Origin of the sequence: Bacteroides muris (ex Afrizal et al. 2022) (genome assembly GCF_004793475.1) — a bacterium.
Classification (GTDB): domain Bacteria; phylum Bacteroidota; class Bacteroidia; order Bacteroidales; family Bacteroidaceae; genus Bacteroides; species Bacteroides muris.
Genome location: NZ_SRYZ01000040.1, coordinates 1 through 15393, shown reverse-complemented (window position 1 = coordinate 15393; position 15393 = coordinate 1). Strand labels below are relative to the sequence as shown.

Below are 15393 nucleotides of genomic sequence, written 5' to 3'. Positions count from 1 at the left end.
CTTAAGTATGGTAAAATGCCATAAATTAGCGGCTGGAAGATTGGCGCGAACCAAATGAATGATGAATAATTGGAATATGAAACGCATACTCTGTTTACTGACCATCCTATTTTGCACTTTGTGTGTTTTTAATGCTTCGGCTCAAGAAGAGCGGGACAGTCCGAGACGTGGAGAAGGAATCTCTGCCTTCCTGGAACGTAACAACCGCCCGGGGAGAGCCTATTATAAGGATTTTCTGGAGCTGAACGAGAAAATTCTTAAAGGAAAGGAAGAGTTGCGACTGGGAGTGAAGTATGTACTGCCTCCATTATCAAAACCGGCCGGTAATGGGAAGAAAACAATCAATGAACCTTTGTTCGGGAAAGCACTTGCCGATGTAAAAGTGACATCCGGCCGTTTGCAGGGTGCTTGTTTTTATGTAGTGAGCGGGCATGGAGGTCCCGACCCCGGAGCCATCGGCAAAATCGGCAAAATAGAACTGCATGAAGACGAGTATGCCTATGATATCGCTTTGCGCCTTGCCCGTAACCTGATGCAAGAGGGGGCGGAAGTCCGTATCATTATCCAGGATGCCAAAGACGGAATCCGTGATGATAAGTATCTTTCCAACAGTAAACGTGAGACGTGCATGGGAGCTTCCATACCCTTGAATCAGGTGGCGCGCCTCCGGCAGCGTTGTGCCAAAATCAATGAGCTTTACAAGAAAGACCGCAAGAACTATAAATATTGCCGTGCCATTTTTCTTCATGTGGACAGTCGCAGCAAGAGCCATCAGACCGATGTGTTCTTTTACCACTCCAAAAACAGGCCCGACAGCAAGCGTCTGGCTAAGGCCATGAAGAAAACTTTCGAATCGGAATATGACAGGCACCAGCCCAACCGTGGGTTTACCGGAACCGTCAGCGCACGCAATCTTTATGTGTTAGCCAATACTTCTCCCGCTTCCGTATTCGTGGAATTGGGAAATATCCAGAACACTTTTGACCAGCGCCGTTTTGTAATCAGTTCGAACCGCCAAGCCTTGTCCAAGTGGATGATGGAGGGTTTCATCGCGGATTATAAAAAAGCGAAATAGGCACAATCAACTATGGCTCTTCCTTTTTCTTTTCGTGTATCACCACGACTGTAACAACCGTTGTTATCAGCGCCATGCCGATGGCATTGATTGGTGTGAAGCTTTCATTGAATATCAAGAAACCGATAGCTACGGCTATCAGAGCTTATATTTATTCGTTCCATCATGAGATAAAAACCGTTCCGCCATGGAGTAAAAATCATTCCACCGTGGTGGAACGATTTTTACTCCATGGCGGAACGAATACTTGTTCGCTGTCCGGCTCCTAAACTCTTCCGGGAAGAAAGCCTGATGGCGCCGGCAGAACAGTTTGCCTATTCTACCGGAATATAAATTTCTGTCAACAGTTCCTCCGGCGCCGTATCTGCGGGGTTGTTCAGGTAACGTTCCGCACTGGACTCATCCCGTAAGCTACATTCCATTTCGGGGATATACTTCCCGTAGATGGTATCGTATACGGCCTGCAGATGTTCGTATGGACCTTTGTATAGGAATATGGCATAGCGGCCTGTCGCGAGCTGTTTAAATCCTATGTCTCCTTTGGCCGTTGCAAATGAGGGCAGGACCATACATACATCGGTACGCAGCTTTTCGGCGGGTGTCACTTTGGGGTCATCGTGATAGATACAGTAGGGCATCACTTCTCCCATAGGCAGTTTTTCTTCTTGGATGAACTGGCAAAGGCGCATCCATGCGCTGCAATAGTCGTTCAGTTTATAGTCGCCAAAGAGGCGGATGTAAATCACATTGCGGGCAGGAACTTCTTTGATTTCGTGTTTCAGTTCCAGTTCCGGACGAATAATGGCTGGTTTCATAATTACAAAGTTTTTATTGTTACGGTATTCTAATGGTGAAATGCCATAGAACTGCTTGAATACTTTTGACAGTGACGAGGGCGAAGAGTAGCCTATACGGTAGGCTATGTCCGCTATCGGCATGTCCGAGTAACGAAGCAACCGGGCAGCGGCTTCGGTACGCGTCCGGACAATGAACGTACCGACGGGTTCACCCAGGAAAGCTTTCATGATGCGGTGGAAGTAGAAGGGAGAGAAATGGGAAATCCTGGCCAAAGATTTCAGGTCAATTTCTTCTCCGAGGTGCAGATTTATATAATCCACTACTGCGTTCACACACTTTTGGTATTCCTCCTGGGTTGTCTTTTTCTGCTGCATGGCTCTATTGGGCTTTTTCATGTTGCAAAAATAGGAGGAAAAGAAATAGGTTACTTGTCCGATGTTGCTATAAATGCAATATTTTTAAATAAGATAGGCTATATCCCGGCACAACTTTTTCGTGCAAGCATGAAAGTTCTGCACTCAATTTGCAATATCTTTGCATTTCAGATGAAAAAACAAATGCTTGCAGATGACCGAGGAGATTAAAAGACAACTTTGGGAGTGGGCGGCGGCCTATCATTGCGCCGGCTTCATTCAGAACGACCCCGTACAGTTTCCACATCGCTATGAACGGAAGCAGGATATTGAAATCAGCGGGTTGCTGACTGCCATCATGAGTTTCGGCAACCGTAAACAGATATTGAAAAAGGCTGATGAGTTGCATAGGTTGATGGGGGCATCGCCTCATCAATACGTGTTGTCCTGCCAATGGAAGAACGACTTTTCTGCTGCGGACAGAAGCAGTTTTTACCGGATGCTTTCTTATGCCGACTTTCATTCCTATTTCAGGCGCTTGCATGCTGCCTATTCTGCTTTTGACAGTCTGGAGGATGCCTTATGTACGTATGCCGGCAATCCGATGGAAAGGTTATGTGCATTTCTGGAAGTCTCGGCAAAGAGTCCCCAGAAGAAACTGAACATGTTTTTGCGCTGGATGATAAGGAAAGGTCCGGAAGTGGATTTTGGTATTTGGGAGAGGTTTGACTGCAGGGACCTGATTGTGCCTTTGGACACACATGTCTGCCGCGTGGCATACGTCTTGGGACTCACCGAGACGGAAACATTTTCTTTGAAGAATGCCCGTCGGATTACTGAAGCTCTGGCGGAGGCCTTTCCGGATGATCCGTGTCTGGGGGACTTTGCTTTGTTTGGAAGCGGAGTCAGCGGGAGTATTAATTATCGTATGAAACGATAGTTGTTTTGAGTAAGTTTATTACTTTTGTGGTGCAATGCCAGACTCTAAGCATAGAGCCGCCATTGCCGAGGTTGAACTGATTGGTAAAATGAAGGAATGGAAAATTTTCATCGTATGGATGCTTGTCCGGTACGGGATGTACTGAGCAGGTTGGGAGACAAATGGACAATGCTTGTGTTGGTCACACTGAAAGCGAATGGAACGATGCGCTTTTGCGATATACAGAAAACCATAGGGGATATTTCTCAACGGATGCTGACAGTCACATTGCGCTCATTGGAGACGGACGGACTGATTGTCAGGAAAGTCTATGCGGAAGTTCCTCCCCGCGTGGAATATAATCTTACGGAAACCGGATGTAGCCTGATGCCGCATATCGAATCTTTGGTGGGATGGGCATTGAAGCACATGGACGATATTCTGAGTAGGCGCAGTTTGCAAGACTGAGTGTTTGATACGGAAAAAGATTGAACCAAAAGTCTTTTCACCACAGGATTACACAGATTGACACAGAACTAATTTTAAATACTTGTTTCTTCAATAAAATGATCCGTGAAAATCTGTGTAGTCTGTAATGAAGAAACTTTTTGCTACCGATATAAGTTTATTCCTTTACGGCTTCACCTTTTTCGTTTAAAACAACTGTGGTTTCCGTTCCGTCCTGGGCAGCAATAATTACTTTGTAAACCTTGGCTTCGTCTTTTCCCTTTACGTAGGCTTCTTTTACCAAAGTTTCCGGGTGCTCTTTGGTCAACGTCTGCATGACGGCTTGCGGCAACTCTGCCGGATTCAGTTTTACAAAATCATCCTGCGGAACTTGGGCTACAGCCACAGTAGAATCATTTGCTTCTTGTGCGAATGCTACAGAACTGCCTACTCCCAGAATCATTGCTAATGCTACTAATACTTTTTTCATAATCGTTAAGTTTTAGGTGAATATATTATTTTGTTATCTCTGATACTAAGAATGATGCAAAGGGGATGCCAGAAAAATGTGTTTTGATGTATGTGGTTGTAATGCAGTGTGATAGGATTTAATTGTAAACTTGCTAATTTATTGTGAGTGTGGAAAGGTGTGGAAACGAGACCACATGTTTGAGGAATAATTGCACAGTTTTGGTTTATTCTGTTTACATTTGCAGTACACTTAAAATTTATATAAGTATGATTAGATTAAATGTTTTTATTCAGGTAAGTGCGGAGAACCGTGCCGCAGTATTGGAATCTGCCAAAGAACTGGTCGCATATTCCTTAAAGGACAATGGATGCATTGCTTACGATGTGTTTGAGAGTGCAACTCGCAGCGATGTTCTTATGATTTGTGAAACATGGAAAGATGCAGAGTCATTGTCTGCCCATGAAAAAGCAGATCATTTTGTGACTCTGGTGCCTAAAATACAGAAACTGGCTGCCATGAAGTTGGAAAAATTCGAGTTCTAAATCTGTGCACACCGAAGAGGCACCCAAAGCCGACAAGTCTCTTGATTTCTATGACATCGGAATTGCCGAGATTGTGCTGATGCCGGCAGGGCAATATACGTTTATGGATTATAAAAGTAGAGCTTCCGTCGCAGATTATTATGGGAGTACGGTATATCGAGTTATCCGGTAATGAAGAGCAACCATGCTTTCCGTGTGAACTCTTGTTTTCCGGCACCGGTATCAAAGAAAGGAAACTTGGAGTAAATATTACTGGATAAAAATGCCCTTTCTGCTTCGAATGTTGTCACCGGACTTTCATTGGATGAGCAGGGAATGCTATGGATGGCAACCGGGAAGGGACTGTATTCGTTACGATTGTCTGACAGAAAAGTGAAATCCTATCATAATGTAAAAGACGGCAAGCATGTGTGTGCTTTTAACAGTATCACCCGTTCCGGAGAATTTGAGTATTTTGTGGAGGTGGGGTGTAACATCATCTCTTCCCTTTCCAGCGACGGCAAAAATATGCTGTATGTAGGAACGGATGGCAATGGAGTCCATTTCATAGCCACAGACCGGCGGAATGGGCGAAAAGGAAATCGGATAAAGTTTGTTTCAAGTGTTGGGATGTCCGTCCCAAGGTTGCGGATGTCTATCCCAACACTTGAAATGTCTATCCCAAGGCTTGGGATAGAAACAATGTCCTAATCTTCGGAACTTATCTATCTGTTCTTCGGAATTTTATTACTTATCTATAGGAACTTTTTTACTTGTACTCAGTGTGGCAGAACCATGTTTCGGCGAACTTGGCTTTATCTTCTCAATCTGATGAGGTTACTGACTTTCCGTTGTATCGCCAATACGTTCAGCATGGATACTGCAAGAAACAGCAGGCCGCCGGCCAGGATACATGGAAGCAGTGACCCGCTTTCCAATTGCGGGAAGAGATTCCGGACTACTTCTATGTAATAACTGCGTACCCATACCACACTACCGATGGCGAGGAACAGCACCAGTACATTCAGCCCTACTGTCAGTATATGATAAGGAGTGGCTACCCGTGTCGGGCTATATCCTATCAACAGCAGGTTTTCCAGTTTTACCGTGTTCTTTTGGAGAAGCAGGAAGATACTCAGCATCAGTATGTAGAATGACAGAATGCTGATGAACAGTCCTACTCCCATGACGAGGCCCGTGATGAGGCGTAGGAAATAGGTTGTCTTTCCTGCGTCCAGGTTGTTGCCTTCGGTTTCGTAGTTCTTCTGTCGGAAATAATCTGTGATGGCTGTGTCAGTGGGATTCTTCACTTCCACAATAAGGCGGGACGGTTCGGCCTCTTTTTCCGGTGCAAAGTTCTTGTTGGCCCAGTCCATGAAGGATTGGGGGATGAGAATGGTATTCAGCCGGTTGGAGAATCCCACAATGTTGCCTTTGTATTGTTCCACACGTCCGTTGCCCCTCATCATGATGTCCATCTGTACCAGACTCATCAAGCCTTCGGAGAGTTTCGGCAGGCTCCTGCTTTGTGCAAAACCAAAGTTGTAGAGGTTCAGATAATTGCGTGGAATGATGATGGGGATTATCCGGCTATCTTCGTCAAAATGCCATTTGTCCAGACTGACATCCACATATCCGTCGGGTACAGACTCGAAAAACATCTCTGTCGACAAGCGGATACCGGCTTCCTGCATGCCGAGTCCGGCAGAAACCTTGAACAAGGAAGGAGTGAACGCGCCTACTCCCTTAGTAAAAGGTTGGGCTTTCAGCTCCTTTATCTCCTCTTCGGAGAATGTGTTGCTTTTCCCGGCAAAGCTGCCGAGAGCACTTATCTTTTTGGTGACTATGATATAATCCTTCTTCATGAAACTATCTCCTTCCGTAAAGACGGGGAGGACGTCACGATAGAATTGTACGCTCAACAATACAATCATCATGCCGAAAAGATTGGCGAGGAAAAAGCCGGCCAGCTGTCCGATACTGATGTGCTGGCGAAGAAGTTTCCAAACAAGTCGGTTCATATTATTTTAGATTTTTCTCGGTTTGAATTAACCGATTGGGAAATAACCTTTTAGCGAATTATTTGAGAAATAGAAGTAACGATTTAGCAACTGTGCGAATTTCAGCAATTTGCGGTGCTATGCTGTCAAATAACTCTTCTAAATGCAAAGTTAGAACAAATATTCAAAACTACAATATTCCAATCAAAAAACTATATGCAGTCAATGTCAATTTGAATTCAACTGTCTTTTCTTACACAATATACCAAATGGGGCATATCAACTCCACGATAGTGTTTAACAATAGAATCAATTGGATTCATACCATTACGAAGTGCCACTTTTTGCGATGCAACGTTAGTATCTCTAATAATTGAATATAATTCATCAAATTTCAGCGTATTAAACCCATACTCCCGACAAGCTGTTGCGGCTTCAACTGCATAACCTTTATGCCAATATTTATGAGCCAGCAAGTAGCCGATTTCGGGAACTTGCACCGTCTTATATTCCTGCATAGTAATACCGCATTGTCCTATCATTTCGTCGGTATCTTTAAGGAATACGCCCCACAATCCGAATCCATAATCCTTATATCGTTGGAGTTGCTTTTGCATCCATACCATAGTTTCTTCTTCATTAAACGCTCCATTATAAGCATACATTACTCTTTCATCTTGTAAAATTGAGGATAATGCCCCCATATCTGAAAGTGTCATTTCCCGCAATAACAATCTATTGGTTTCTAAAACTATACGCTTCATAAACTTGTTCTATCATTTGGATTGCAAAATTACAAAAAAGTACCGTTCATCAGTCATTTATGAACGGCAATTTATGTTTTTCAGTGCAATAAGTCGATTACAGTTTCATTCCTCTGCTTTTCCTTTGCAGTTGTATAGGTCGGCGTATGTTCTGCCTTAACTTCTCGAACTGTTCCTTAAACCACTCGGCAATGGGCTTTCGGTCAATGGCAAGAACCAATCTCGTCCCGTCCGTGGGGTCTTTCACCACTTGAAACCCTGCCTTTTCGGTCGTGAATTTCCGTCCGTGTTCCTCCGAATAGAGTTCCCCTGCATACTCCAACGGCTTTCCCTTGACAAGCGTTGCGGTCTGTCTTTCATCGAACCCAATAAGACGGCAGAGGTTTTCGATACGGAGCATTTCACGGAAATAGGGAAACCATGCCGCCGCCTTTGCGATTACCGTTTTCAAGAAAGATATTTCTTCCTTGTGCTTCGTTTCCTTGTCCGCTATCTTCCTGCGGTGCTTCCGTTCTATTTCCGCCATCTGTCGGCTGTGGTCTGCCTGCATGGTCTGTATTCTGTCTTGCAGGGCTTCGATGGTTTCCTCGTGGTCGGCTACCTCCCTATGCAGGGCGGTGTTCTCTTTTTCCAATGTCTTGACCTTTTAGCTGACATAAAGCCCCGTGCTTGCTTTGCCTTTGTAAACGGAAATGATTGCTCCGCTTTCCTCTGAAAAGAGGAATAGAACCTGCAACATATATCACCATAGTGATAGGTTTGCATGTTGGTATGCTGATATATTGGTATGTTTGCATGTTGGTATGTTGATATATCATCATGCTTTCCAACGGCTGTTGGGCTTGCCGTCCGAAACAACCGACACGAATACCGTCGTTTTCTCTTTTCGCCTGTTTATAATCCTTTCCAACAACACTTTGCGGACTTTCGCCGCCCCGAACGATTCGATACGGAAAGCGAGGGCGGCTATCGTTTCGAGGTTGTAAACCTCCGCGCTGTATCTGTCCGATATGCGGATAATGCGCTTTATGTCATATATACTCAAAACTCCGCTTTTGCAGAGTGCCTTTATCCCTGCCCGAACCGTCGGGGCGATAACCCCGAACAGTTCGCAGATTTCCCGCTCGGTCATGGCGGTTGCACCTATATCGCCCGGCAGGAAGATATTGCCCTGCTCGTCCATCGTGATAATATTCCTTTCTTCTTTCATCGGTATTCTGTTTTTAATTAGATGGCTCGGCAGATATTCTTCTCCATATCTTCCAACTTGTGCGACAAGGTTTCCATGTCTTGGCTTATCTTCTGGGCGGTGATTTTGGCGTAAATTTGGGTGGTCTTTATGTTGGTATGCCCCAAAAGACGGCTCACCGTTTCGATGGGTACGCCGTGCGATAAAAGTACGGTCGTAGCGTTCGTGTGGCGTGCAACGTGATAGGTCAAACGTATCTTGAAGCCGCATTGTCTACCTATATCTTTAAGTATCTTGTTGCAACTTCCGTTGCTCGGAACGGGGAAAACATGACCGTCTCTTGCCAGTCCCTTGTACTTTTCGATGATACGCTTGGGAACATCCAAAAGGCGGATGTTCGATTCGGTGTTGGTCTTCTTTCTTCGTGTGATTATCCACAGGTTGCCGTCGAAGAATGTTTGCAGGCGGTCGGCGGTGAGGTTCTTCACGTCCGAATACGCCAAACCCGTGAACACCGAAAAGACGAACAAGTCCCGTACAAGCTCGTGGGTGGCGTTCTTCATCGGTGCGTCCATGAGCGTCTGTATCTCCGTTTGTGTGAGGTAGCCCCTATCCACGCTTTCGGGTGAGTTGATATATCCCGCAAAGGGATTGAACGGCAAACGCCCGTCGTTTCTCGCAAAGGAAACGATGTGCTTCAACACAATCATGTAGCCCCACACGGTATTGGTGCGGCATTTCTTCTCCGTGCGCAAAAAATACTCGAAGTCGTTGATGAATGTGAGGTTGAGTTCCTTTAACGGAATATCCTCACGCTTGTAGGTATGGGGCAGGAACTCCCGAATATGGTTGCAGACCGTCCGATAACGGGTAAAAGTCCCCTGCGCCCTGCTGTGCCCGACTTTCTTCTCAAACTCGGCGTTGTGCTGCTCGAACAGCTTCAGCAAGGTTTCCTGCTTGATGCCGATACCGAGATAGGCGTCTTTGAGTTTGGCGGCGGTAACATAACCGTCCGTCTGTATCAGTTCTTGGTAGCGGCGGTTCACCTCCACACGGATTTTATCCACTGCAAGGTTGATTCTCTGCGCTTCGACGCTCTTGCCCGAAGCACGGCTGTTCTTCACGTCCCACAAGCGTGGGGGAACGTCCATCTTGCAACTGAACTGTTTAATCTCGCCGTCCACCGTGATACGGCACATCAGAGGCAGGTTGCCGTTGGGTTTGGCACTACCTTTCTTCACGTAGAATAACACTTTGAATGTACTTCGCATAACTCACTACTTTTTTGGTTACAAAATTAGTTCTTAGTGAGTTACCGACAGCTATGTAAATCTACGCAAAACGCAGAAACAGAACCTTTTAACAAGAAATCTGCACCCGTTACGGGAGTAACGAGGTGGTAACTGAACTTCTGCACCGTTTGGCTTCGAGGTGGTATCTCGTTGGCTCTGTCCCATAGAAAAACAAAGCGTAACGAACGCTCTATCAGCTAATTCGCTACGCTTTGCCCAAATTTACTTTTTCGCTATGTGTTTATTTTAATGTGCTAATGTGGTTAATGTACTAATATGCCAATGGGCTGCGCTGCATTTACATTGTGCTGTCACGCCGCAGGTCATTGGCACATTGGCATATTAGCACATTAACATGTTTATAATCGATAAATTTCATCATAATCCAATTCCAGATGTTTGCCGATGGAAGTCACTATGATTCCTGCTCCTTGGCGGTTGGCTTCTTCTGTCAGTAGCCTGCTCATGATTGTTCCATTCTCGTCATCCAGATGGCTGATGGGTTCGTCCAGAAAGATGAAGTCGAAAGGCTGGCAGAGGCTGCGGATAAAGGCTACTCTTTGTTGCTGGCCGAAAGACAGCTTTCCGGCTTTTTCGTTTAGCTTGTCTGCAATGCCGATTGCCTCAAAAAGAGCGAGGACTTCTTTCCTCTTTTTGAAATTGGTAAGCCGGTTCTTCAGTTGTATGTTCTCGATAGCGGTCAGTTCGGGGAAGATGCGCAACTCCTGAAAAAGAATGCTGAGCGAGTGCTTTCGAATATCTGTCCAATCATTGGCAGAGAGTGAACGGATGTTACGTTCATCAAAGTTGATGATTCCTTGGTAATCGTTGCGGTAGCCGTAGATATAACTGCAAAGCGATGATTTTCCGGTACCCGAAGCGGCTTCTATAAGATAACGTTTTTCCTTGTGGAAGATAATGTCCCGATGCCATACGTCTGAGCTGACGGCATCACGGTCGGCAAACACTTTGGGTAGTGTTTGCCGCAGGTGAATACTATTCATTTATAATCTGATGTTGAATGTTAGGGATTAAGGATTAGTAAACTGCAATCTTTTAATCCTTAATTACATGCCCGTAAACTGTTTGATGAAGTCCACAATCTGTTTCAGTGCGTTGGCATTCTTGTTTTTCAGTTGCAGGGTGACGGTCGCCTTGTCCTCGTTGCCAACGGCTTCCAGGTGCGAGATATTGCCGAGCAGTGAGTAATAGGTGCTATACTCTTGTCCACCGAATCCAACAAGCATTTTTACAACGGGCAGGTCGAGTACGGCTTCAGCATTGATGACAAAGGCTGTGCGCTTGCCTTTCAGGCCGGAAGCAAACTCCGTTTCTTTGGCAGACGGGTCAACGGTCTTGCATACATTCTTGTACAGCAGTTCGTCATTGGTAGCGTACATCTGCTTGTTGCGTATGCCGAAAAATATGTTGATAGCGCGTGATTTATAGACATATTCATTCTCATTCAGCTTCATGATGTCTTCGCCACGCTTCAGTCCCAGTTCGGACTTTTTTTCATAAAGGGTTTTCAAGGGAGCATCGTTCTTTACGCTGGCGTAGGCCAGAAAAGAAGGATTACTGTTCATGGTTACATTGATTAGACCTACGGTCAGGTCGTTATGGAAGGCACTGAACAAGTTCTTCACTTCGGCAGCTTTGGTAATGGAGAAATCGTTGCGGAACTGTTCGTTCTCTTGCAGCACATTGTAGAACTCTTCTCCATTGATACCTATACTGAACAGTGCTAGAGTAGATTTGGGGAAATATTTCAAGAACGTGTTTTCGATGGGACAGGTGCTTTTGATTTGCTTTTCGAAAAGTGCTTTCAGTTCTGCATTCTCGGTATAACTCTCTACTTTCAGTTCAATCTTTCCTTTTTCGAAAGAGAGATTTCCCAGCATCTTCATATCTTTCAGGTCGACGTTGTGGGATATTCCGTAGTTCAACGGATTGGCGTATGCACTCAGCAGGCTGGAAGGAGAGATGAGCATATTGATGTCTCCATTCTGCTTTTGCATTTTCTTGAAACCGGGGTTGCTGTTTATGCTGTTTTCTTTGGTCTGTTTCAGCAAGGCGGGAATTTCCTCTTTTACTTTTTCCAGTTGCGATGTGCCGGTATAGTTCACTACCATAACCGTGGTAGGAGTGAAGGCAAGCAGTGCACGTTTGTTGAGCCGGGCAAAATTGTAACCGTCTGCTTCTTCAATCGGACTGCTTATCTGTTCTTTCTCCGTCACCTCCAGAAGTTTCAGCAGATCATCTTCATTCTGAACCTTGGCCACCATTGTGGTATAGGGGAATGAGGGAGCGTTGAAGATATAGATTGGTGCATTGACATCCACTCCCGATTGAGTCGGGTCTTTCAATATAGCTTCCAATTGTTGGTAAGTCACCGTATTCATATCGCTTTTCAAGGCATCTGTCAGTTTTTGCAGAGCTTCTTTGTTCTCTTTGTCTTTTGCTCCAGCCTTGTCTGCCAATGATTTTAAATTGATTGCGATGACTTGTGAGGCATCGGAAGGAATCACATAGGTATATTCCGGCTTTTTAGATGAACAGGCGCTTATCGATACAATGAGTACCGTCAGTAGCGAGAAGTGTAAGAATAGATTTTTCTTCATATAGTTTTGTTTTGGTGAGTATCATTGATTTTGTAAATTAAGAATATGGCAGGCAACAAGTGCCGCTGTCTCCGTGCGTAGCCTTGATTTTCCCAAGCTGATGGAGATAAATCCGTTTTCTTCTGCCTTCCGGACTTCCTCTTCACTGAAGTCTCCTTCGGGACCGATTAGTACCAGCGCATCTTCCCCAGAATGTACGATGTCTTTCAAAAGTTGTTTCTTACCTTCATAACAGTGTGCGATGAATTTCTGACCCGAAAAGGGCTGTGTGATGAATTTGTTGAAGTCTGTCATCTCATTCAGTTGAGGCAGACGGGCTTTGAGCGACTGTTTGATAGCAGAAACCAATATTTTGGAGATGCGCTCCGTCTTGATGACTTTTCGTTCCGAGAAACGGCAGTTCAGGAATGTCAGTTCGTCAAAACCTATTTCCGTGGCTTTCTCGGCAAACCACTCTGTACGGTCCATGTTCTTGGTGGGCGCCATGGCAATGTGCAGATGACCTTTCCATAAGGGGGCTTGCGGAAGGGTTTCCAGAATGTTCACCAGACAGCGCTTGTTGGTAGCCGTACTGATTTCGGCACGATAAAAGCAGCCTTTTCCATCTGTCAGCATGATTTCGTCTCCAGCCTGCAAGCGCAAGACGCGTATGGCGTGTGCGGCTTCCTCTTCGGGCAGCTCTGCGTAGACCTGTATGTCGGGAGTATAGAATACGTGCATATTACAAATTGTTTTTGAGTTGATTAATCTGGTCTCTTAGCCGTGCGGCACGTTCATAGTCTTCTTCATCGACTGCTTTTTGCAGGGCTGTTTTCAGTATGTCTATCGAGTCTTCCTGCAACAGTTCATCTTTGTCCGGTTCGCTGTCTTTCGTCGGGTCGGTGGAACCTTCGACGATTTTCAGACATTCTGCTTCAAGGATATCTTCGTAGATAAAGATAGGAGCATTCATGCGTAATGCCAAGGCAACGGCGTCGCTGGTACGCGCATCAATCCGGAGAATGGTTTCTTCGGTTTTCATATAAAGGTAAGAGTAGAATATTCCGTTGTCTACTTTATAGATAAGAATGCGCATCAGTTTTACGCCCAGCACTTCAAGAACGGAGGCGAATAGGTTATGGGTCAACGGACGGGGTGGTACGATACCTTTCATCTCAATAATCATAGCTTGCGCTTCGGTAGCACCTATGATAATCGGTAGTTGGCGTTTACCGTCCACCTCGCCCAATACCAGTGCGTATGCACCCGCTTGCGCTTGGCTGTTGGAAATATTCAGCACTTGTAGCTCTATTTTCTTCTTCTTCATACTTGTTAAGTCAACCAGATTCTCAATCTGCTTTCTCTGCTTTTTCTGGATTATGTTTATAGCGGAATACTATTCCAAACAACAAACCTATGACTAAGGCATATCCTGCAAAGATAAACCATACCGGTGTCCAGTCGCGGCTTACCAGTCCTCCGCCTCCGGCATATACCGAGAAGGCATCCACCACGGCTCCGCTGGCATAGCCTCCGATGATGGCTCCCACACCGTTTGTCATCATAAAGAACAAACCTTGTGCGCTAGCGCGGATACTGGGATGTGCCTCCATTTCTGTAAACAGTGAGCCCGATACATTGAAAAAGTCAAATGCCATACCATAGACAATCATCGAAAGAACGAGCATCCATAGTCCGCTTCCCGGGTCTCCGAGGGCAAAAAGTCCGAAACGGAATACCCATGCAAACATGCTTATTAACATAACGCGTTTGATTCCGAAATGTTTCAGGAAGAATGGGATGGCAAGGATAAACAGCGTCTCACTCATTTGCGAGATGGAAAGTAGGATGACGGAGTGTTTTACACCGAATGAATCCGCATATTCGGGTATGGAAGCAAACGAACCCAGGAAAAGGTCACCGTATGTGTTTGTTATTTGAAGAGCGGCTCCCAGCAGCATGGAGAACAAGAAGAAAATAGCCATCTTCTTGCGCTTGAACAGCACCAGTGCATCCAGCCCGAAAGCGGAGAGCATTGTTTTTCCTTCGCAGCGCATGGGGGGGCAGGCAGGAAGGGTGAAGGCGTAAAGCCCCAGCGCAGCTGCCGATATGGCTGCCACATAGAGTTGTGCCGCACTCGCCTTGAATCCGGTGAGGTCCACAGCCCACATCGCACAGATAAAACCTACTGTTCCCCATACACGGATGGGAGGGAAGTCTTTCACCAAGTCCATTTTATATCTTTCCAGTGCATTGTAGGATACAGTGTTGGCCAAGGATAACGTGGGCATATAAACAAGCATGTTGAGTAGCATGGCCCAGTACATGTGGTTGTACGTAGTGGCAGTTGAAGCATAAATCAGGGCACCGGCGCCAACCAGGTGTAGTATACCATAAAGGCGTTCGGCGTTTATCCATTTGTCAGCAACGATACCGGTCAGGCCGGGCATTATTAGTGAGGCGATGCCCATGGTTGCAAAGATTGCTCCGATTTGTCCGCCTTCAAAATGTAACGTACCGCCCATGTAACCACCTAATGAAATCAGCCATGCTCCCCAGACAAAGAATTGCAGGAATTGCATGGCAGTGAGTCGGAATTTGATGCTCATAATATTAGCTTTTTATATTTTAAATTATGTAATAGATGCAAATGTACAATGAGACAAGGAGAAAAACAAGTACTGTACAGCTTTTTCTTCAATGAAAGAGATTAATGAGGGATGGATTTTGGTAAGGAATGTATTATAAAAAAAGAAGGGTATCTATCCCAGACACCCAATCTTTATTAACCTTAAATCTAATACCATGAAAAACACAGTGCAAATATACACGGTTTATGTTATATAACATGCTATTTTGGTGTATTTCTGCTTTTTATTAACTCTATTTAAGAAAAGTAGGCTCTGTTGTAACTATTCAGCGAGAACAAAGGATACGAAGAATTAGCCCGTCAGTTTAGACGA

The 15393-nt window shown here is 45.2% G+C and carries 17 protein-coding genes and 2 pseudogenes; 7 read left to right on the top strand and 12 right to left on the bottom strand.

Annotation, left to right across the window (positions count from 1 at the left end):
* Positions 1-58 precede the first annotated feature (58 nt).
* Both E5355_RS14520 and E5355_RS14510 read left to right on the top strand, forming a co-directional pair.
* Positions 59-1075, top strand: coding sequence for an N-acetylmuramoyl-L-alanine amidase family protein (locus tag E5355_RS14520; protein WP_136010911.1), 1017 nt, complete (start codon positions 59-61; stop codon positions 1073-1075).
* An 80-nt stretch (positions 1076-1155) separates the two neighbouring features.
* Complete coding sequence (locus E5355_RS14510; protein WP_136010910.1) at positions 1156-1344, top strand: hypothetical protein; 189 nt, start codon at positions 1156-1158, stop codon at positions 1342-1344.
* A gap of 45 nt (positions 1345-1389) precedes the next feature.
* Here E5355_RS14510 and E5355_RS14505 read toward each other — a convergent pair whose 3' ends face one another.
* Complete coding sequence (locus tag E5355_RS14505; RefSeq protein ID WP_136010909.1) at positions 1390-2247, bottom strand: AraC family transcriptional regulator; 858 nt, start codon at positions 2245-2247, stop codon at positions 1390-1392.
* Between the two features lie 193 nt (positions 2248-2440).
* On the opposite strand from E5355_RS14505, the gene E5355_RS14495 reads away from it, so the two are divergent.
* Complete coding sequence (locus tag E5355_RS14495) at positions 2441-3166, top strand: TIGR02757 family protein (protein ID WP_136010907.1); 726 nt, start codon at positions 2441-2443, stop codon at positions 3164-3166.
* A gap of 96 nt (positions 3167-3262) precedes the next feature.
* Positions 3263-3613, top strand: a complete 351-nt coding sequence (locus tag E5355_RS14490; protein WP_136010906.1) for a winged helix-turn-helix transcriptional regulator — start codon at positions 3263-3265, stop codon at positions 3611-3613.
* A 157-nt stretch (positions 3614-3770) separates the two neighbouring features.
* Here the strand turns inward: E5355_RS14490 and E5355_RS14485 are convergent, their stop codons facing one another.
* Positions 3771-4082 carry a hypothetical protein gene (locus tag E5355_RS14485; RefSeq protein ID WP_136010905.1) on the bottom strand — a complete coding sequence of 104 codons (312 nt, stop codon included), beginning with the start codon at positions 4080-4082 and terminating at the stop codon, positions 3771-3773.
* A 248-nt stretch (positions 4083-4330) separates the two neighbouring features.
* Between E5355_RS14485 and E5355_RS14480 the strand changes: the two genes are divergently transcribed.
* The 3 genes and pseudogenes from E5355_RS14480 to E5355_RS14475 form a co-directional block, all read left to right on the top strand.
* Positions 4331-4606 (top strand): putative quinol monooxygenase, encoded by a 276-nt coding sequence (locus tag E5355_RS14480; RefSeq protein WP_136010904.1) that lies wholly within the window; start codon positions 4331-4333, stop codon positions 4604-4606.
* Positions 4607-4610: 4 nt separating this feature from the next.
* Positions 4611-4778: a hypothetical protein gene (locus E5355_RS19510; protein WP_168354345.1), complete on the top strand. Its 168-nt coding sequence runs from the start codon at positions 4611-4613 to the stop codon at positions 4776-4778.
* 53 nt (positions 4779-4831) lie between these two features.
* Positions 4832-5170: pseudogene (locus E5355_RS14475) on the top strand (AraC family transcriptional regulator); the annotation flags it as partial.
* A gap of 230 nt (positions 5171-5400) precedes the next feature.
* Here the strand turns inward: E5355_RS14475 and E5355_RS14470 are convergent.
* From E5355_RS14470 to E5355_RS14420, 10 genes and pseudogenes are all read right to left on the bottom strand, one after another.
* Positions 5401-6606 (bottom strand): ABC transporter permease, encoded by a 1206-nt coding sequence (locus E5355_RS14470; protein ID WP_136010903.1) that lies wholly within the window; start codon positions 6604-6606, stop codon positions 5401-5403.
* 218 nt (positions 6607-6824) lie between these two features.
* Positions 6825-7349: a GNAT family N-acetyltransferase gene (locus tag E5355_RS14465; RefSeq protein WP_168354346.1), complete on the bottom strand. Its 525-nt coding sequence runs from the start codon at positions 7347-7349 to the stop codon at positions 6825-6827.
* A 97-nt stretch (positions 7350-7446) separates the two neighbouring features.
* Positions 7447-7995 (bottom strand): annotated as a pseudogene (locus E5355_RS14460) (mobilization protein); the annotation flags it as partial.
* A 171-nt stretch (positions 7996-8166) separates the two neighbouring features.
* The gene (locus tag E5355_RS14450) at positions 8167-8559 is read right to left on the bottom strand and encodes a hypothetical protein (RefSeq protein ID WP_136010902.1); all 393 of its coding nucleotides are present in this window, start codon (positions 8557-8559) and stop codon (positions 8167-8169) included.
* A 17-nt stretch (positions 8560-8576) separates the two neighbouring features.
* Complete coding sequence (locus tag E5355_RS14445) at positions 8577-9809, bottom strand: site-specific integrase (RefSeq protein ID WP_136010901.1); 1233 nt, start codon at positions 9807-9809, stop codon at positions 8577-8579.
* 380 nt (positions 9810-10189) lie between these two features.
* The gene (locus E5355_RS14440; RefSeq protein ID WP_136010900.1) at positions 10190-10834 is read right to left on the bottom strand and encodes an ATP-binding cassette domain-containing protein; all 645 of its coding nucleotides are present in this window, start codon (positions 10832-10834) and stop codon (positions 10190-10192) included.
* A gap of 63 nt (positions 10835-10897) precedes the next feature.
* Entirely contained in the window at positions 10898-12451 is a 1554-nt protein-coding gene (locus tag E5355_RS14435) for a DUF4836 family protein (protein ID WP_136010899.1), read from the bottom strand.
* A 21-nt stretch (positions 12452-12472) separates the two neighbouring features.
* Positions 12473-13171, bottom strand: a complete 699-nt coding sequence (locus E5355_RS14430) for a 16S rRNA (uracil(1498)-N(3))-methyltransferase (protein WP_136010898.1) — start codon at positions 13169-13171, stop codon at positions 12473-12475.
* Position 13172: 1 nt separating this feature from the next.
* Positions 13173-13757, bottom strand: coding sequence for a bifunctional nuclease family protein (locus tag E5355_RS14425; RefSeq protein ID WP_136010897.1), 585 nt, complete (start codon positions 13755-13757; stop codon positions 13173-13175).
* 22 nt (positions 13758-13779) lie between these two features.
* Positions 13780-15039 carry a nucleoside permease gene (locus E5355_RS14420; protein WP_136010896.1) on the bottom strand — a complete coding sequence of 420 codons (1260 nt, stop codon included), beginning with the start codon at positions 15037-15039 and terminating at the stop codon, positions 13780-13782.
* Positions 15040-15393 lie beyond the last annotated feature (354 nt).